Genomic DNA, 19785 nt, shown 5'->3' with positions numbered 1-19785 from the left:
CTGCCCGGTGTCCAGCGGCGTGTCGGTGTGAGGCTCGTCATGCCGGTCACGTGGTGTACTCGCTGACTTGCCGCACAGCGCCTAATCTGTGTACGAAAATCGTGGGCAATGAGTCTGTACCGCCCGGAATCATCAGTCTTGCAGTCGGTGAAGCCGTTCATGAAGCCAGTGCGTCACTTGGCCAAGCCCCGTCTCATGGGGCTCGTGTGGCCGTTCATCCTGGTGGCTCTGTTGCAGATGCTGCTGGGGTGTTTCAGCCTGTACATGCTGTCGACGATGCGCAGTTACGTGGGCGGGGAAAGCCTGTGGTCGAAGGGTCAGAAAGACGCCGTTCATGCGCTGGATCTCTACGCCCTCAGCCAGGATGACGGTGACTATACCCGCTACCGGCAGGCCATGGCCGTGCCCCAGGGCGTGCATCACCTGCGCGACGCCCTGGATCGTCCACAGGCCGACCTCGAGGCGGCGCGCACCGCGATCCTGCAAGGTGGCAACCACCCTGACGACGTACCCGGCATCATCTGGCTGTACCGCAATTTCCGTGACACCGGGATCATGCGCGAGGCCTTGCGGCGCTGGGAGTTGGGCGACGCCTTGCTGGGGCAGCTCGACGCGCTCGCCGAGCACATGCGGGCACGTATTGCCGATGGGCCGCCCAGCCTGCCGGAGGTCGCCGCCTGGCGTGCGCAGATCGACAGCCTCAACGGTCAGCTCACCGCTGCGGCGAAGGCCTTCAGTGATGCGCTAGGCCAGGGTTCGCGCCTGCTGTTGCGGGTGCTGATCGTGGTCAACCTGTGCAGTGCGCTGACCCTCGTCGCCCTGGCCCTGTGGCGGACCCATAAGCTGCTGGAAATGCGCCGTGGGGTGGCCGACGCCCTGCAACTGGAGAAAGAGCGTGCCCAAGTCACGCTGGAGGCGATCGGGGAGGGGGTGATCAGCACCGATGTGGAGGGGCGCATCGTCTACCTGAATCCGGCGGCCGAGCAACTGACCCATTGGCAGGACCGGCAGGCGACCGGTATGCCGCTCGCGGCGCTGTTCAACCTGCTCGACGAACATGCCCGGCGCGACAGCTCGACGCTTATCGAGCACATCCTCGAAGGCCGGCTCAAGCGCGGCAGCGTGCACTGCAAGCTTATCCAGCGCCTGGATGGCAGCACCGTGCCGGTGGCGCTGGTCGGTTCGCCGATCCTCAACGAAGGCCGCATCAATGGCACGGTGCTGGTGCTGCATGACCTGACCCAAGAGCGCCAGTACATCGCCAACCTGTCCTGGCAGGCCGCGCATGACCCGCTGACCGGCCTGGTGAACCGCAGCGAGTTCGAATACCGGCTCGAACAGCTGTTCAGGCAGCCGATACCCGGCGGCGCCGGCCGCGCCCTGATTCTGCTGGATCTCGACCAGTTCAAGCTGGTCAACGACAGCTACGGGCATGCCGCCGGCGACAGCCTGCTGCGCCATCTGTGCAGCGTAATGGCGGCGGGGCTGCGCGATGGCGACACCCTGGCGCGCCTGGGCGGCGATGAGTTCGCCATCCTGCTGCATGATTGCGCCGCGTCCGCGGTTCTGGGCATCGCCGAAGACCTGCGTGTCACCGTCGAGCGGCTGGGCTTCGTCTGGAAAGGCCAGCCGCTGGTGACCACCGCAAGCATCGGCGTGGTGCTGATCGACGATACCTCTGCCAGCCAGGAGGATGCGTTGCGGGCCGCTGATCTGGCCTGCTACATGGCCAAGGAAAAAGGCCGCAACCGCGTGCAGTTGTACCGCCCCGACGACCTGGCGTTGTCATTGCGTTCAGGTGAGATGGCCTGGATCCAGCGTCTGCATCGAGCCCTGGAAGAAAACCGCTTCTGCCTCTACGCACAGGAAATCGCCGCCCTTGGCCGCGACGGCCAGGACATTCGCCACATCGAGATTCTCCTGCGTCTGCGCGACGAGTCCGGCTCGCTGGTAGTTCCCGACCGGTTCATCCCCGCCGCCGAGCGTTTCGGCCTGATGACCACGCTGGATCGCTGGGTAGTGCGCAGCGTGTTCCAGCTGATTGCCGATTGCAGGCGCGATGAACGACACCCTGATCCCCGGGCGATCTGTGCTATTAATCTGTCGGGGGCCAGCATTGGTGATACTGCATTCCTGGGGTATCTCAAAGAGCAGTTCAGTGTGCATGGCGTGACGCCGCAGATGATCTGCTTTGAGATTACCGAGACCGCGGCCATCGCCGACCTGGGCAGTGCGATTGTCTTCATCAACGAACTCAAGGCGCTGGGTTGTCTGTTTTCGCTGGATGACTTCTGTGCGGGCATGTCGTCTTTCGCCTACCTGAAGCACCTGCCGGTGGATTTCGTGAAGATCGACGGCAGTTTCGTCAAGGACATGCTCGACAATCCCGTCAATCGCTCGATGGTCGAGGTGATCAACCATATCGGGCATGTCATGGGCAAGCAGACCATCGCCGAGTACGTGGAGACCCCGGTGATCGAAGCGGCATTGCGGGACATGGGCGTAAACTTCGCCCAGGGCTACCTGATCGGTCGCCCGGAGTTGCTGACCTGCGAAAGCCTCTGCAAGGAACCCGTGCGCTGTGGCCCTTAGGTTTTGTACGAAAAGTCGGCGAGCGAAGGTCAGGCAAGGCGCAACGAGCGAAGCGAGTAACAGCCGTAGGCTGACCCGAAGGGCGAGCGCCAGCGAGTCAAAACAGGCGAGGAACGGTCGGAGTCGCGGGCGACTTTACTGGAGTAAATGAGCATTCCGACCGGGTGGCGATCCACCGGGCTGGCGATCCAGCCTGTTTTTAACGCAGCATGGCCGAGCGCAGGCACTTTTCGTACAAAACCTAGGCCGTACGTACATGCACCGGCCTGTCCGGGAGATCGACCCGTGCCAGGCCAGACTGAAATGCAGCGCCAGTCAGGCGTCATTAAAAGGAGTTATACAGTGACCGATACTTTCGTCAGAACTGGCCCGCTCATGGAAGCCGACAGTTACCCAGCCTGGGCACGGCAATTGATCAATGACTGCAGCGCGGCCAAGGCCAGGGTGGTCGGCCACGAGCTGTACCAGCGGATGCGCGATGGCGTGCTGAGTCCGGCGGTCATGCGCCAGTACCTGATCGGCGGCTGGCCGGTGGTCGAGCAGTTCTCCGTGTACATGGCCCACAACCTCACCAAGACCCGCTTCGGTCGCCATCCGGGCGAGGACATGGCGCGTCGTTGGCTGATGCGCAATATCCGCGTCGAACTCAACCATGCCGACTACTGGCTGCACTGGTGTGAAGCCCACGACGTCAGCCTGGCCGATCTAAAGGCCCAGCGTGTGGCGCCTGAGCTGCATGCCCTGAGCCACTGGTGCACGCAGACCTGCACCACCGACAGCCTCGCCGTGGCCATGGCGGCGACCAATTATGCGATCGAAGGCGCCACCGGCGAATGGGCGGCCCTGGTCTGCTCCAGGGAAGTCTATGCCGAGGGCTTTCCAAGCGACACGCGCAAGCGGGCCATGAAATGGCTGAAAATGCACGCCCAGTACGATGATGCGCATCCCTGGGAAGCGCTGGAGATCATCTGCACCTTGGTGGGTAACCGCGCCACCGAGGCCCAGCAGTACGAGCTGCGCCAGGCCATCACTCGCAGCTATGACTACATGTACCTGTTCCTGGAGCGCTGCATGCAGCTGGAGCGCAGCAGTCGGCCGCAGCGCGAGTTGAACGCGTTACCGGCCTGACACCCCGGGAGGGGCGCCTGCTGGGCACAGACTGAACCCGGTGCCCTCGGTGATTGTCGACTAGGCTCTTGTTGAGAAGAAAGGAAAGGCCGCCGCGTGCGCTCCACGCGTACGGCCTTTCCCCTCCATCCAGGAGCGCTGGACGCCTGACTGTCACCATGAGAGGTCGCCATGAGTCTGCTGCTAGAACCCTATACCCTGCGCCAATTGCAACTGCCCAACCGCATCGCCGTTTCGCCGATGTGCCAGTACTCCAGCGTCGACGGGCTGGCCAATGACTGGCATCTGGTTCATCTGGGCAGTCGTGCGGTGGGCGGTGCCGGCCTGGTCTTCACCGAAGCCACTGCAGTGACCGCCGACGGACGGATCACACCCCAGGACCTTGGCCTGTGGCATGACGAGCAGATCGCCCCGCTGCAACGCATTACCCGTTTCATTACTGCCCAAGGCGCGGTGCCGGCGATCCAGCTGGCCCACGCCGGGCGCAAGGCCAGTACCTGGCGGCCCTGGCTGGGCAAGCACGGCAACGTGCCGGTCGAGGAGGGCGGCTGGCAGCCCTGGGGGCCATCGGCCATCGCCTTCGACCCTGAGCACGTCGCCCCCCAGGCCCTCAGTGCGGACCAGATCAACGACGTCATCGATGCTTTCGTCGCCGCCACCCGGCGTGCGCTGACCGCCGGCTTCAAGGTGGTCGAGGTGCATGCCGCGCATGGCTACCTGCTGCATCAATTCCTTTCGCCATTGAGCAATCGGCGCAACGACCGTTACGGTGGGTCATTCGAAAACCGCATCCGCCTGACCTGCCAGGTCACCGAGGCGGTGCGCGAAGTCTGGCCGGCCGAGCTGCCGTTGTTCGTCCGTGTTTCGGCCACCGACTGGGTCGAGGACGGCTGGAACCCGGATGAAACCGTGGAACTGGCGCGGCGCCTCAAGGCGCTGGGGGCTGACCTGATCGATGTCTCGTCAGGCGGTACCTCGGTCAATGCCGAGATTCCGGTGGGGCCGGGGTATCAGACACGCTTCGCCGAACGCATCCGCAAGGAGTCGGAGATCGCCACCGGCACGGTGGGCATGATCACCGAACCGGCCCAGGCCGAGCACATTCTGCGCACCGGGCAGGCCGATATCATCCTGCTGGCGAGAGAACTGCTGCGCGACCCGTATTGGGCGCTACACGCCGATGACGACCTGGGCAGCCGCCAGGCGGTCTGGCCGGCGCAGTACCAGCGGGCCACCCACCGCGATCAGCCGATCCATGAATCCGACCTGCGCGACTGAGGCGGACCGGGTTCTGCTCATTGACTGGTCAGGGCCGCGTTAACCGCGATACTGGTGGTAGGAGCGGCTTCAGCCGCGAAGCGATCGCCTGTTCACAACAGATGCAGTGAGTGTCCTGGCGCTTTCGCGGCTGAAGCCGCTCCCACCGGGCCACCTGCAGCTTAAGCGAACAGTATTGGCGTTAACCGCAATGCAATCCGGTTGGAACGGGCAGGGCTTAAGCCGCGAAGCGAACCCGGATTCAGGCTGGCTGGCCGAGCAGCTCGCTGATCCGCAGGCCCAGGGTATTGATCGAGAATGGCTTGGTCAGCACGTGCATGCCCGGGTCCAGCGTGCCGTGCGCCAGGGCGGCGTTCTCTGCGTAGCCGGTGACGAACAGCACGTTCAGGCCAGGACGCAGAGTGCGCGCGGCATCGGCCAACTGGCGACCATTCATGCCGCCGGGAAGCCCCACGTCGGTGACCAGCAGGTCGATCGGGCGGGGGCTGCGCAGCACACTCAGCGCTTCATGGCCCTGCGCGGCCGCCAGCACCCGGTAACCTTGCTCTTCCAGCACCTCGCTCATCAGCTGGCGCACCGCTGGCTCGTCATCGACCACTAGCAGCGTCTGCCCTGCACCGACACCGGCAGTCTCCAACTCGCTGGCTTCCGGTGTCGGCGCCGGTTGCGGGTGGCCCTGCAGGGCCGGCAGGTAGATACACACTTTCGAACCATGTCCCAGCGATGAAGAAATGCTCACGCCGCCGCCGGATTGCCGGGCGAAGCCGTAGATCATCGACAGCCCCAGCCCGGTGCCCATGCCCAGCGGCTTGGTGGTGAAGAAAGGGTCGAACGCCCGCTCTATCACTTCCGGCGACATGCCCGTACCGGTGTCGCTGACGCAGAGCAGCACGTAGTCGCCTGCTGGCAGCTCCAACTGGGCGGCCATCGCTCGGTCCAGCTGCAGGTTGGCGGTCTCCATCAGCAGGTAGCCACCGTCCGGCATGGCGTCGCGGGCGTTGTTGCACAGGTTCAGCAATGAGTTTTCCAGCTGGTTCTGGTCCACTAGGGTCGGCCACAGTCCCGGGGCGGGCATCACCTGCATGTCGATGCCCGGGCCGACCGTGCGGCGAATCAGTTCGGCCATGTCTTCGACCAGGCCGTTGACGTCGGTGGGCTTGGGCGCCAAGGTCTGGCGCCGCGAAAATGCCAGCAGCCGGTGGGTCAGGGCCGCGGCCCGACGCGAGGACTCCAGCGCCCCGGTGATATAGCGCTCCAGGCGTTCGCAACGGCCCTGGTTGATACGCGAACGCAACAGCTCGATATTGCCGCTGATGCCCATCAGCAGGTTGTTGAAGTCATGGGCCAGGCCGCCGGTGAGCTGCCCGACCGCTTCCATTTTCTGCGCCTGGCGCAACGCGTCCTCTGTGGCGCGCAAGGCTTCGGTGCGCTGTTTTTCCTCGGTCATGTGCTTGCCCAGGGCGAACACCATGCCCCGGCCAGGGGCGGCGGTCCAGCCGAACCAGCGATAGCTGCCGTCGGCATGCCGATAACGGTTCTCGAACAGCGGCAGTTCGCGGTGCTTGGCGTGCGCCAGGGCCTCCAGGCTGCGTTCCACGTCCTCGGGGTGCAGCCCTTGGGTGATTGGCTGGCCGATCATCGCTTCGGGCTGCAGGCCGAGTATCGCCGTCCAGGCCGGGTTGACCCGTTGGAAGCATCCGTTCACGTCGATGATGGCGAGCAGGTCCGGGGACATCTCCCAGAATGTGTCCAGTTCCAGGGTGCGCTGCTCCAGGCGCGCAGTCTGGCGCTGTTCCAGAAGCACCAGGTCGTCGATCAACCGTTGACGCTGGCGTTCACTGGCCTGCAGCGCCTGCTGGTCAAGCACATGGCGGGTGGTTTCATTGGTGACGCAGATCATGCCGCGTATGTCGCCGTGCTCGTCACGCAGGGGGCCGAACCAGAACGACCACCAGGTCTGCTCGGTGTACCCGTCGCGGAACATGGTCACCGGCAGGTCGCGCGCTTGGTAGGGGTTGCCCGCAAGGGCCTGGTCCGCCATGGGCCGGACCTGTTCCCAGACCTCGCCCCACAGCTCGGCGACCGGCTTGCCCATCGCACCCTCCAGCCGTGAACCGAGAATGGGCGCGTAGGCATCGTTGTAAAAAAATAGGCGTTCAGGTCCCCAGATCATGTACATCGACTCTGGCGAGTCGAGCAGCATGTTCAATGCGACCTTCAGCGACGCCGGCCATTGCCCGATCTCGCCAAGCGGCGTCGTGCTCCAGTCAGCCTCTCTGATGAGCCGGGCAGCCATGCCGGCGCCGGCGGGAAAACCTGTCGATGTCACTTGCAGCCGCTCCCTTGGGGCAATCAGTGTCCTGAGTGAAACCTGTGCCCTCGGACCCGCCGGTCAGGCGGAATGATTCACGCTCGGTCAATTGACCGTGCCGGCCCGCCAGGGTTGCACCTGCCTCGAGGAGTTTTGCGCGACGGGTCAGGCCGTCATGGAAATATCCGGAATCATTACCTCAAGGCGCACCGGGGGGACTTTGCAGCGCCGAGCGGGTCCATTGGTTCATCCAATCCGGCGGAGGACTGTCATTCATGAATACGCGTGGGCTGCTCGACCAACTGTTGCGTTCGGGCCAACAGATGTTGCAAGACAAGGTCGCCGGCAAACCCGCTGGCCGTCCGTCGGCCGGCGGGCTGGGCGGGTTGTTGTCGGGGGCCGGCGGTGGCGCCCTGGCGGCAGGGGCCATGAGCCTGCTCAAGGGCAAGAAGGGGCGGGGGATGGCCGGCAAGGCGCTGACCTATGGCGGCCTGGCCGCACTCGGCGTGATTGCCTACAAGGCCTACAACAACTGGCAGGCCAGCCAGGGCCAGGCCGAGCGGCGCGAACCGCAGACCATCGACCGGGTGACGGACGACCAGGTCGAAGTGCACAGCCAGGCCATTCTCCGGGCGTTGGTGGCCGCGGCCAAGGCCGACGGGCATGTCGACGAGCGTGAAAGAGCGCTGATCGAAGGAGAGTTCGTCAAGCTCAACGACGACCGCCAGTTCCAGCAGTGGCTGCATGCCGAGCTGGACAAACCCTTGGACCCCGCGGAGATCGCCCGGGCTGCACGGACCCCGGAGATCGCCGCCGAAATGTACATCGCCAGCCTGATGCTGGTGGACGAGCAGCATTTCATGGAGCGCGCCTACCTCGACGAACTGGCCCGCCAGCTTCAGCTCGACCCCGGCCTCAAGGCCGAGCTGGAGGCCGGGGTGCGCCAGGCCTGAGTGGGTCTGGCGGTATCGCTCAGGGCGGGGCCAGGCCTTCGCGATTGGTCAGCGCCTTGAGCAGCGCACGCTGGTCATCTTCGTACTGGCGTTGCAGTTGCCGGGCGGCGCTCTCGAAGGCCGGGTCGTTGAGGCTCTCGAAGCGCTCGGTCAATGCCGTCAGGCTGTCCCGATAGTCCTGCTCCAGGCGCTGGAAGCGCTCGGCATAGCGCTCGCGCAACCAGCCGGTCCAGAAGTCCTGGTCAGCGGCGTAATCGAGGAAAGCATCCCCCTGTTCCCCCGTACGCACTTCGGCCAATGCGGCTTCCAGCTCACCGGGACGAATTTCAGCGTGAGCCTGGTAGAGCATGTTGCCCGGCGGCACCGGCAGGTCCAGCGCCTTGGCCCAGTGCAGTCGATAGGCCAGACGTACTTCGGCTTCATCCCGGCCGGCGGCCTGGCGCCGGGCGACTCCGTCCAGCGCCTGCAGGCGGTAGAGCCGCCGCACCAGCTCCAGCAGTCGCGGACCGCGACCTTCGCCATGGGCATCGCGCAGGGCTTGGCGGGTGAAGACCATCACTTCCATCTGGTTGAACTCCAGGATCAGGCCATCCGGACAGGTGTCGTCGTTGGTCAGCAGGGTGAGAGGCTCCTGCGCCGTCGCATTGAGCACGCCGCGCAACGTAGGGTCCTGCTCGGCGGCCTCCAGAACCCGCCAGACGCGGTCGATCAAGGCCGTGCGGCTGCCGGGTTTGCGGTAGTCGGCGGTATGTCGCAACTGGTCGACCAGTTCCAGCAGGCTACCGCCGTCAGGTTGGGCCTGCAGACTGGCCCACACGCTCTGACGCCGGCTGGCCAGGGCGCTGTCCTCGCCCTGCCAGGGAGTGAAGCCCAGTGAGTCCTGGTCAGGCGCCGCCCCCCCATGACGATGCCCGGAGGCGTCGGAGTCCGAATCCGAGCCTTCGGTATCGGAGTCATGGGGTTCGCGCCAGGAAATCCGGCGGATGTCTTCCGGCAGGTCCATCAGGAAGGAGTAGGCGCGGTTATAGGCTTCCGAAACGTGGGCACGCAGCATGACCTCATGGGGCAGTGGATTTCGCAACAGGTTGATGTCGCAGTGATGGTGTTCGCTGCGCGGGTTGGCCAGCAGGCTTTCGGGGATGCTGGTCAACTGGTTGTTGTCCAGGATCAAGGCCTCCAGCTGATTGGGCAGCAGATCTTCCAGCCAGCGTGGCCAATCGCGCAGTCCGGTGTTGCGCAGCGACAGCCAGCGCAGCGCCGAGCCGTGCAAGGCAGAGACGTCATCGATCTGCCCCAGGCGATTGCCGTCCAGTTCGAGCATCTCCAGTGCCGGGAGGCGGGCAAGGAACTCTACGGCGGGCTGGTCCAGGGTCAGCTCCTGGTTGATCAGGCTCAGGGTATTGAGTTCCGGCAGCTGCGCCAGTGCGCCGGGCAGCTCGCGCAGGCCGGTGAGGCGGCCTTCGACCTGCAACAAGGACAGGCGTGGCAGGCGCCTGAGCACCTCGTCCAGTTGAGCGCTGGTGGTCGTGACTTGCTGCAGCCGCAGGCCGCGTATGCGTCGGGCCATGAAGGTCGGCACCCGGCGCGGAAACTCGCCCAGGTCGATGGCGGTCAGCTCCAGGGGTTCGAGATCGTTGCCCAGAACCGCCGCATGCCAGTGTTGCAGCAGGGCCTCGCCTATGGTCTGCCGATCGGCGATGCGCTGTGCGGTCAACGGCGCGCTGGAGGTCGAGGCGCCTACCCAGCCTTCGATGGCTTCGACCAGCAGCTTGCGTTCGGCCAGCAGGCTGTCGAGCTGTGCCTGGACACCGGGCGGTATGTCCAGCAGGAAGCTGAACGAGGCCTGTGCCCGCTGTTCGCCCAGGCTGGCATGCATCAGGCTGGCTTCGGACAACGGGTTGCCGCGCAGGTCGATGCGGCTGTGACGCGACAGGCTCGGAGGATTGTTGAGGATCGCCTCCGGCAGGCTGCTGAGCCGATTGTGGGCCAGGGACAGTTCGCCGACCTGATCGGGCAGCAGGTTCGACAGCCAGGCCGGCCAGCGGTCCAGCGCGGTGCGCTCGAGGACCAGCCGCTCAAGTTGCAGGCGGCTCAGGTCCAGTGGCTGCAAGGGGCTGAAGCGGTTACCGGAAAGGTCCAGATTACGCAGACGCGGCAGGCTCAGCAGGCTGTCCATGCAGGCCTGGTCGAGCAGCAGGCCCTGGTTGCTCAGACGCAGCTCGGTGAGGTTCGGCAACTGGCGTGCGACCAGTCCTGCCAGGTCGGGAAAGCGTGAGAACAGCGGGTTCGCCGACGCAGGCTGGTGAATCGTCAGGGCTTCGCTGCGTGGAAACCGGCTGAGAAAGTCCGCCAGTACATCGCTGTCGGTGGCGTGGCCAAGACCCGGCGGGGAACCGGCATAGGGCGTGGCATTGTCGATGACCAGCCGGGTAACGCGTTCGTTGAAGAATGCAGGCAGATCAGCCGGATAATCCTCCAGGGCAAAATGGGTCAGCTCCAGCGGCGCAGCGCCCCGCGCCAGCTCGGGCAAGCTGTGCAGGCGCCAGTGTCGCCAGATCGCCTCGGCGATGCGAGTGCGGCTCTCCAGGCGTGGCGCGTCCTCGGCCAGGCCGGGAATCGCGGCACTGCGTTCGGCCCAGGCGTTCAGGCGGGCACGCAGGGTGATCTGTTCATCCAGCAGTTGATTGAGGCGCGTATCCATCTGCGCGTGGCTCAGGCCCTGTGCACTGAGCTGCTCGTAGAGCTGCTCGGGGTACAGGTCTTCGAATTCCAACAGGCGCAGCTTGTCCAGCAGGCTTTCCCGGGTAAAGCCCCAGTCGCCGGCGCCGCGGCCGCTCAGGGGGTAGCCGATGCGCCCGTCGGCCAGGCGCATCGGCGAGCGAAAACCTGGCCTGACCGCTTGCAGGCCCAGGGCGAGGCGGGCCTGGCGACGCGTCAGCGGGTGTTGGCGGACCAGCGCCTGCAGGTCGGCGCCCTGGCCGACATGTGGCAGGCCCAGGGCCTGGCGCTGAGCATCGGGCAGGGCGTGCATCACCGCAGCGAACAGGTTGTCGCGGCCGTCGAGGTGCAGACCTTCGGCATCATAGGGCTCATAGCCACCTTGGCTGCTGACCAGAACCTTGCGGATTGGCGCGTCCTCGGCACCGATGCTGTCGAGCAGTGGGCCGCGGAAGTGGCCCCTGCGCACCTCCAGGCGCACGTCCGCCGACCAGCCGGGCAAGCCGCTCAGGCTGTGCAGTACCAGCCGGTCGCTGTCGGCGCTGCTGAGCAGTTGCAGATACAGCCCCTCATAGGCCCGGGTCAGGCGTACCTGCTGCGCATACAGCCGAGCTTCTTCGCTCAGGCGCGGCGACAGCCCCTGGCCACGGCCCAGGCTGGCACGCTCCGGCTCGCTGGCCCAGGCCAGGATCTCCTCGCCGACGGCCTTGGGCAGCGGGATGGGCAGGTGCTCCTGCAGTGCCTGGTAGAGCGGCTCGCTGCTGTGCTGCAACTGCTGGTAGCGCTGCTGAAAGACCTCGTGCTGGCCGCCAGCTTCACCCGCGAGGCGAAAGCGCAGGGCGGTGTCGGCCAGCAGCGCCGGTGGCCGGTGCAGCGACACCAGGGCCTGGCGCAGAACGGACTCGGGCAGATCGCAGCAGCGGAGGATCTGCCGCGCCATGACCTCGGGGTATTCGCTGGCCGCGTAACCCAGGCGACGCAGCAGGGTCAGGCCCTGCATCTGCTCCGGCTGATCGAGCTCATGCAGCCAGGCGCGCTCGCCGTTGTGGCGCAGGCTCGGTTCATAGCCGCCAGGCTTGCGCGGGTGCTCCAGTACGTGGGGCTGCCCGTCGGCGGACGGTTTGACCGCGTAAGGCTGGCCGTCAAGGATCAGCCAGCGCTTGCCTTGGTAAGGAATCAGGCCGTTGGCGTCGGGCTCCAGTCCGGCAGGCAGGACAAGATCGTGGGCAAATGGCGCCAGGTCGGGCTTCCACAGCCTTGTGCGGCCATCGGGCAGTTGCACCGGCCGCAGGTTTTCGATGAACTCGGGCACCTCGACCGCAGGCAGCCCGGTGGCCGAGGCCCCGGCGTGGCCCATGGCGCCGATCAGCGCCATATTCTCCAGCACGTCGACCAGGTAACTCAGGGCCTGGCCCTGCTCGCCCCGCGACCAGCTCTCGATGCCTTCGAACACTTCATAGCCCAGTTGCGCCGCCGTCACCGTGAGCATCAGCTCGCCCAGCAGCGGCACGGCGAAGGCCGCGACGTTGAGGGTATTGAGGGCCAGATCGCGCCACCAGGCCAGGCGTTCATCGCGACTGCGCTGATCCTGCTCTGCAGTGGGTACGCCGTGGAAGCGCGCGTTGTCCTTGATGGCGGCCAGCTTGCGTCGGTACAGGGCTTCGAACAGCGGGCCGGTCAGGCGGCTTTCACCCAGGTGCAGGCGTGCCTGACGATCAGCGAAGGTGTCGAGCCATTGATGGCCGGCGCCTTCACCGCGAATGACCGTCGGGTAGAGGCGGCTGTACAGCCGGTCTATCAAGCGGCTGCGATGCCTGGCGGGAAAGAAGCGGCTGAAGAAATCCAGGTAGCCCTTGCTGAACAGGCGTTCGCGCAATGCATGGTGAAACGCCAGGCTGGACGGGTAGGCTTGCAGCGGGGCGACAGGGTCGTCCGGAATGTAGACCACGATCGGCTCGACGGTGTCGGAGTGGTCGCGATCCCTGCTGAACACCAGGATGCCGGGCAGCTCCACGTCCCACAGGCGCAGCACGCTGCACACCCGTGGCAGGCCCTTCGAGGTCGTCCCCTGTTGCCCTGCCACCCAGGCGACCAGGCTCTGATAGGTGTCGGCATCGAGCCGTTCCTGCAAGCGGGCGATGTGCAGTTCCACGAGCATCGCCGAGCGGTCGAAGGCCTGGAACTGTTCTGCGGCGTCCGCACTGAAAATAGCGTCGATGTGCGCCTGATACTGGCCGCCCAGGTCCAGCTCACGGGCGAGGGCGGCGAACTCATGGGCCGCGATCGGCAGGGCCGTGCCGCGTATCAGCGGGCCCAGGATCTGGTAGCTGTCGAATACCTCGGCCTTGAGTGAGGGGCCGTTGTCCATGGCGCCTGGCACGGTTTCGTCGAGGGTGAAGTTCTGCAGTGCTGCGTCCAGCAGAGGGCGGGTCGCGTCGCGCAAGGCGCGATTGGCCTCCATGATCGGGTCCTTGTTGACGCCGAGGAACGAAGTATCGGTCTGCGCATGGTTGGCATGCAGCAGATAGGTGGCCTGCACGTTCAACTGCAGGCCGAAACGCGCCTTGATGCCATCCACCAGGCGTGGCTCGGCAAAGGCCTGGAGCGTACCCAGGCGCTCCAGGTGCGGGGCGATGCGGGCCTGATGGGCCTGGTGCTCGGCGACCTGCCGTTCGAGCTGCCGGGTCACCTCGGGTTGCCGCTGGCGGGCCGCTTCCAGCCAGGATGTCAGCATGGCTGGGTCGGCGGCCTGGCGCAGCTTCGCATGCAGGGCGGGAGGAGCGGTTCTGAGCCAGTGTGGCGCGTATTTCTCGATCAGTTGCCTGTGCAACGCCGCCGTCGGCAGTGCGGCGGGCATGTTCATATCCATATGGAAAACCTCGGGTTCGGTTAAGAACGGCCGAGGTTACCGATAGAGTCCTACCCCCCAGGCACTAACTATCTATTCGCCATCGCTCTGTCGCTTGGTGTTGAATCGACGAGCCCTGGCGTCAACCTGTCGTCGAGTTCGGGATGTCGCCTGCCGGTGCAGCCGATGACGCCTGGCGGTTGGTCAGCTCCTTGATCAGCGCCTGCTGGTCGCGCTCGTAGCCACGCTTGAGTTCCTCGGCGGCGGCGGCGAAAGCCGGGTCCGCCAGGCTGTCGAAGGTGTCGCTGAGGATCTCCAGACTCTGTCGATAATTCTGCTCCAGGCCCGTAAAGCGCTCGGCATGCTGTTCCCTCAGCCAGCCCGTCCAGAAGTCCTGGCTGGCGGCGTAGTTCAGGAAAGCATCGCCTTGCTCGGCGCTGCGTACGTGGGCCAGGGCATCTTCCAGTTCGCCTGCGCGCAAGTTGGCGTGGGCCTGGTAGAGCATGTGCTGGGGGGCGACCGGTAGGTCCAGCTCGGCGGCCCAGCGCAGCCGGTAAGCCAGGCGGACTTCGGCCTCGTCCCGGCCCATGGTCCGCTCGCGGGCGACGTCATCCAGGGCCTGCAAGCGGAAAAGGCGCCGCAGCAGTCTCAGCAGCCCGGCGCCCCGTTGGGCGTCGGGCATGTCCCGCAATGACTGGCGCATGAACGCCTGGACTTCCATCTGATTGAACGCCAGGCGTATGCCGTCGTGGCAGGTATCCTCGTCGCGTAGCTGCTGCAGGGGTTCGTCGGCCATGGCGTCGAGAATGCCGCGCAATTGCGCATCCTGGTCGGCGGCCTCAAGCACCCGCCATACCCGTGTGGCCAGGTCGGCGCGGCTGTCGACCATACGGTAGTCGGCGGTCTGTCGCAGCTGCCCCACCAGCTCCAGCAAGTGACCGCCGTCGGCCTGTTCCGCAAGACGCTGCCAGGTCTGCCGATGCTCGTCGGCCAGTTGGAGGTCGAAGGCGAGCCACGGCTCGACATCCGTGGCTTCCTCGCTGAATCGGCTGGCAGGGCTGTGCGGATGCCCGGAGGTGCCGGATTCCGATTGCGCGGAGTCCGAGTCGTGGGGCTCGTACCAGTCGATGCGGCGGATGTCGTCCGGCAGCTCCATCTGGAACGAGTAGGCTCGGTTATAGGCTTCCGAGGTGTGCGCGCGCAGCAAGCTGTCCCGCGACAAGGGGTTTTCCAGCAAGCTGATGTCGCAGTGGTGGTATTCGTTGCGCGGATTGGCCAGCAGTGACTCAGGTATCGCTTGCAGGCGGTTGCGGTCAAGGATCAGGGTCTCCAGCTGCTCGTAAGGCAGGTCAAGCAGCCAGTGCGGCCATTGTTCGAGTTGCATGTCACGCAGCGACAACCAGCGCAGGTTGCGGGCCTTCAAGGCGGAGACGTCCTCGATCGTGCCCAGTCGATTACCGTCGAGTTCGAGTATTTCCAGCGCTGGCAGGCGGCCAAGTCGGTCAATGGCGGCCTGGTCGATCTCCAGGCCCTGGTCGAACAGGCTCAACTGAGTGAGCGCGGACAGTTGCTCCAACGCCTGGGGAAGTTCGGCCAGCGGGGTGACATGGCCGTCGAGTTGCAGATTGGTCAGTGCCGGGAAACGCCTGAGCAGCTCGTCGAGTTGCTCGCCGCTGGCCTGCACCCGGAACAGCTGCAAGGCACGTACTCGGGTGCGCATGAAGGCCGGCAGGCGCCGCGGGAATTGCCCCAGATCGATAGCGTCGAGAATCAACGGCGTTTGGGTCAGACCACGACTGTAGCCTTGCCAGTAATCGAGCAGGGCCTGGCCGATGCGTTGCCGCTCGGCGATCCGGGCCGCGCTCAGCGGAGCCGTCGAGCTGGAGGCATTCACCCAGCCTTCGATGGATTCGCTCAGGGCCTGGCGTTCCTCCAGCAGGCGGTCGAGGCTGGCCTGCAGGGTTGAAGGGATGTCCAGGTCGAAGGTGTACGACGTTCTGCCACCCAGCTCGCTCAGGCGCAGGCGTTGCAACAGCGCCGAGCTCAGCGGGTTGCCGCGCAGGTCGACCCGCAGCGGCGGGCGGCTGGCGGCCGGGTTGTCGAGCACCTGTTCGGGCAGGGCGCTGATTCTGTTGTGGGCCAGCGACAGTTCGCGCAGCGGGCCGCCGCTGATCCTGGCCAGCCACGCGGGCCAGGTGTCCAGGCCGGTGCGCTCCAGCGTCAGGCGCTCGACGCCCAGCCAGGACAGGTCCAGCGGCATGAAGGGGTTGAAGCGGTTACCCGACAGGTCAAGGCGGCGCAGCCTGTCCAGCGGCCGCAGGGCGTCCAACTGGGTTTGATTGAGCAGCAGGTCTTGTTGGGTCAGGCGCAGCTCGACCAACTGCGGCAACGCGCTGGCCACCTGACGCAGGAGATTGGGGTACGAAGGGAACAGGCCAGCGGCCGGCAGGTCCTGATGCATGTCCAGGGTGTGCAAAGCGCTGAACTGCCCAAGCCGGCGTTCCAGCGCTTCGCCATGCCCGGTCAGTGACGGCATCGCCGGCTGCACGACGGGGTTGCGGATGTGCAGCTCGCTGACCCGCTGCACGAAAAAGTCTGGCAATCGATCCGGGAGGTCTTCCAGCACGAGACTATCAAGAAGCAGGGGGGGAGATTCGCGCCGCAGCTCGGGCAGGCTGCTCAGCCGCCAGTGCTGCCAAAGGCGCTCAGCCAGGCGCGTACGTCCCTGCATGCGCGCCTGATCGCCGCTGAGCCCTGGTATCGCCGCGCTGTCCTGAGCCCACTGATCGAGACACGAACGCAGTTGCTGTTGTTCGTCAAGCAGCGCGTTGAGGCGGGTGTCGATCTGCATGCGATTCAGGCCCAGCGCCTGCAGGCGGTCCAGTAACTCGTCGGCATGCAGGTCGTCGAATTCCAGCAGGCGGATCTTGTCCAGCACGCTTTCGCGGCTGATGAAGGGAAATGGCTGGCCGCGACCGCTGAGCGGGTAGCCCAGGCGACCTTCAGCCAGGCGCATTGGCGAGCGGAAACCCGGTTTGACCGGCTGCATGTTCAATACGACGCGAGCCTGGCGGCGCGGTAGCGGCGGATAGCCGAGCAGGGCCTGCAGGTTTTCCCCGGGGGCCGTGGCTGACAGTCGCCATTGTTGGCGCAGGCGATCCGGCAAGACGCTGGCCAGCGCGTCGAACAGGGGCATCGGCGCGGCGATCGGCGACCCCGCCAGATCGGCCGGCTGGAAGCCATCCGTGCTGCGGATCACGCCGCGCTGCCAGGCTGCGCCCGGCTCACCGACACTCGCCAGCAGTGGCCCGGCCGCCGTGCGGTCATGCAGCTCCAGGCGGATATCGGCGGGCCAGTCCGGCAATTGCGTCAAGCCATGCAGTGCCAGCCGGGCGGTATCCGTGGTGGCCAGCCCTTTCAGATACAAGCCCTCGTAGGCGCGAGCCAGACGAACCTGCTGGCTGTACAGGCGGGCTTCTTCGGCCAGGCGCAGGGGCAGTTTGGCGCCCACGTGCAGGCGCGCCCACTCTTCGCCGCTGGCATGGGTCAGCAGCTCTTGGGCAACGACTTTGGGCAAGGGGGCGGGCAACTGCCGCTGGAGTGCGTTGAGCGCCGGGTCGGCCGAAACCTGGCTGGCCTGATAGCGGGCCTGGAACTGTTCCAGCTGACCGGCTTCGTCCAGCAGTCGATGCAGGCTGAAGCGCTGCGCCGTGTCGGCCAGCAGCGCGGGCGGGAGGGCACTGTCGGTGATGGCCTGGCGCAGCGCCGCCTCGCTCACGCCACTGACCCGCAGCAGATTGCCGGCCGTGAGGTGAGGAAACTCGCTCGGCAGGTAGCCGAGGCGCCGCAGCAGGGTCAGTCCTTGCATTCGCCCGGGTTCTTCCAGGGCGTGCAGCCAGGCGCGGTCGCCGTTGTGGCGCAAGCGCGGCGCGTAGCTGTCAGGGTTGTGCGGATGTTCCAGCACATGGCCCTGGCCGTCGCTGGCCGGGCGCACGGCGTAGGGACGTTCGTCGATCAGCAGCCAGCGCTTGCCCTGGTAGGGAATCAGACCGGAGGCGTCGGACTTCAAGCCGCTGGGCAGAACAATGTCGTGGGCGAATGGCCGTAGGTCAGGCTTCCACAGCTTCGCCTGCCCGTCGGGCAGTTCGACGCGCTCCAGGGTGTCGATGATTTCCGGGACGGCGACCGCCGGCAGGCGCCCGGCCTCGGCCATGGCTGCGCCCGATGCAGCCATCAGCGCCACGTTCTGCAGTACATCGGCCAGGTAGGCCAGGGCCTGGCCCTGTTCTCCCTGTTCCCAGCTTTCGATGCCTTCGTAGATTTCCTGGCCCAGCTGAACCAGGGTGACCACCAGCATGGCTTCACCAAGCAGCGGCATGAAGAAACCCGCGACGTTCAGGGTATTGAGCGCGAAATCCTGCCACCAGGCCATGCGCTCTGCATGCGAGCGACGGTCCTGTTCGGCGGTCGGTACCCCTTGGAAAAGCGCGTCATCGCGAATGACCGCCAGCTTGCGCCGAACCCGTGCTTCGAACAGCGCAGTGCTCAGGCGCGGCCCGCCGCCCTGCAGCTGTGCGTGCGGGTCGCGTTCGCTGGTGTAATAGCCAGGCCCCAGCCAATGACCTTTCCAGACTTCCGGAAACAGCTGCCGCTCGATGCGAGCCATGAACCGGGCACGCTGGCGAGCAGGAACGAAGCGACTGAAAAAGCGCCGGTAGCCGGCGTCGAACAACTGCCCGCGCAGGGCGTCGTGGAAGGCTTCGACCGAGGCGTAGGTGGTCAGCGGCGCGTTCGGGTCTTCGGGGATGTAGACGGTGACCGGCTGGACCTCATGCATGGGCCTTCGCTCGGCAAAAATGACCAAAATATCCACCAGCTCGGTGTCCCATAGGCGCAGGGCATGACAGAACGGCAGGGGCGCGGTCGCTGGGGTCGCCTCGACGCTTGTCAGGCGCATCAGGGACTGATGAGTCGCCGCGTCGATCCGCTGCTGGAGGCGGGCCAGGTGCGTGTCGAGAATGAACGCCGAGCGGTCGAAGGCCTGGAGCAGGGCGGTGGCGTCAGCATCGAACAGGCCCTCGATGTGCTTCTGGTATTGCCCGCCCAGGTCCAGCTCACGGGCCAGCGCGGCGAACTGATGCGCCGCGAGGTCCACTGGGGTGCCGCTCACCGTGTGGCCGAGAATCTGATACTCGCTGAACACGGCGGCCTTCAACTGCGTGCCTTGATCCAGTGCGCCGGGCTCGGCTTCTTCGGCACGAAAGTTCTGCAGGGCGGCATCGAGCAGCGGACGCAGCGCTGACCGCAAGGCCCGGTTGGCTTCGATGATGGGGTCCTTGGCGGCGCCGTTGAAGGTGCTGTCGATGCGCGCGTGGCTGGCGTGCAGCAGCCAGGTCTGGCGTACGTCCAGATCAAGGCCGAAGCGCTGTTTCAGGGCCTCGGTCAGGCGTGGCAGCGCAAAGCCTTGCAAGGTCCCTAGGACGCCGTGCAACGCGGATACGCGTTCTTGCAGTTCACGATGGGCCGCATACTGCGCCTGAAGTTTTCCGAATGTCACCGGGTCCCTGAGCCTGGCCTGTTGCAGGCCGGCCAGCCGTTCGCTCTGGCGGCTGGCCCGCTTCAGGCCGGCCAGTGTCGCGGCTGGCGCCTGGCGTAGCCACTGGGGTGTGCGCTGTTGGATAACCGTAAGGTGTGGGAGGTGCGCGGCGGACGATGGAAAAGGGTTCATATCCATATGAAAGAGCCTGTGGCGTTTGAATGAGCGCGGCAGCTTACTCAGCACCCAGGTCCGTTCAGGCACTAACTATTTATTAAACAACGTGCAGGCAAAGCCGATTGAATGACGAGCCGGAGTGTTCTTTGCGCGGCTTTGGCAGGTGTTTTTTTACTTGCCGACGCTCACGCTTAATCATGATCGGCTGGGCTATACTCAGCCCGCCTGGGCCGTCGTACGGTCC

General features: G+C 65.6%; 7 protein-coding genes. 4 read left to right on the top strand and 3 right to left on the bottom strand.

All coding sequences use genetic code 11. From position 1 onward, the window contains the following. The first annotated feature begins 159 nt into the window (after positions 1–159). The 3 genes from RRX38_RS09635 (at position 160) to RRX38_RS09625 (ending at position 4998) form a co-directional block, all read left to right on the top strand. A complete protein-coding gene (locus RRX38_RS09635; protein WP_315962353.1) occupies positions 160–2592 on the top strand; it encodes an EAL domain-containing protein in 2433 nt (810 codons plus the stop codon). Between the two features lie 342 nt (positions 2593–2934). Next, positions 2935–3720 (top strand): TenA family transcriptional regulator, encoded by a 786-nt coding sequence (locus RRX38_RS09630; RefSeq protein ID WP_295470723.1) that lies wholly within the window; start codon positions 2935–2937, stop codon positions 3718–3720. A gap of 171 nt (positions 3721–3891) precedes the next feature. Beyond that, positions 3892–4998 (top strand): NADH:flavin oxidoreductase/NADH oxidase, encoded by a 1107-nt coding sequence (locus tag RRX38_RS09625; RefSeq protein ID WP_295470721.1) that lies wholly within the window; start codon positions 3892–3894, stop codon positions 4996–4998. Between the two features lie 241 nt (positions 4999–5239). On the opposite strand, the gene RRX38_RS09620 is transcribed toward RRX38_RS09625, so the two are convergent. Next, positions 5240–7294 carry a response regulator gene (locus RRX38_RS09620; protein ID WP_315962654.1) on the bottom strand — a complete coding sequence of 685 codons (2055 nt, stop codon included), beginning with the start codon at positions 7292–7294 and terminating at the stop codon, positions 5240–5242. A gap of 290 nt (positions 7295–7584) precedes the next feature. Here RRX38_RS09620 and RRX38_RS09615 point away from each other — a divergent pair, with 290 nt between their 5' ends. Then, a complete protein-coding gene (locus RRX38_RS09615; RefSeq protein WP_315962352.1) occupies positions 7585–8262 on the top strand; it encodes a tellurite resistance TerB family protein in 678 nt (225 codons plus the stop codon). Positions 8263–8281: 19 nt separating this feature from the next. On the opposite strand, the gene RRX38_RS09610 is transcribed toward RRX38_RS09615, so the two are convergent. Both RRX38_RS09610 and RRX38_RS09605 read right to left on the bottom strand, forming a co-directional pair. Then, complete coding sequence (locus tag RRX38_RS09610; protein ID WP_315962351.1) at positions 8282–13837, bottom strand: NEL-type E3 ubiquitin ligase domain-containing protein; 5556 nt, start codon at positions 13835–13837, stop codon at positions 8282–8284. Between the two features lie 133 nt (positions 13838–13970). Further along, a complete protein-coding gene (locus tag RRX38_RS09605) occupies positions 13971–19562 on the bottom strand; it encodes an NEL-type E3 ubiquitin ligase domain-containing protein (protein WP_315962350.1) in 5592 nt (1863 codons plus the stop codon). Positions 19563–19785 lie beyond the last annotated feature (223 nt).

It is taken from the genome of Pseudomonas sp. DTU_2021_1001937_2_SI_NGA_ILE_001, from assembly GCF_032463525.1.
GTDB lineage: Bacteria > Pseudomonadota > Gammaproteobacteria > Pseudomonadales > Pseudomonadaceae > Aquipseudomonas.
This window is presented reverse-complemented; position numbering and strand designations above follow the sequence as displayed.

Bases quoted from the DNA above. Each gene is read 5' to 3' on its own strand.
- RRX38_RS09635 (WP_315962353.1), top strand. From the start codon at position 160: ATGAAGCCAGTGCGTCACTTGGCCAAGCCCCGTCTCATGGGGCTCGTG.
- RRX38_RS09625 (WP_295470721.1), top strand. From the start codon at position 3,892: ATGAGTCTGCTGCTAGAACCCTATACCCTGCGCCAATTGCAACTGCCC.
- RRX38_RS09620 (WP_315962654.1), bottom strand. From the start codon at position 7,294: ATGGCTGCCCGGCTCATCAGAGAGGCTGACTGGAGCACGACGCCGCTT.
- RRX38_RS09615 (WP_315962352.1), top strand. From the start codon at position 7,585: ATGAATACGCGTGGGCTGCTCGACCAACTGTTGCGTTCGGGCCAACAG.
- RRX38_RS09610 (WP_315962351.1), bottom strand. From the start codon at position 13,837: ATGCCCGCCGCACTGCCGACGGCGGCGTTGCACAGGCAACTGATCGAG.
- RRX38_RS09605 (WP_315962350.1), bottom strand. From the start codon at position 19,562: ATGGATATGAACCCTTTTCCATCGTCCGCCGCGCACCTCCCACACCTT.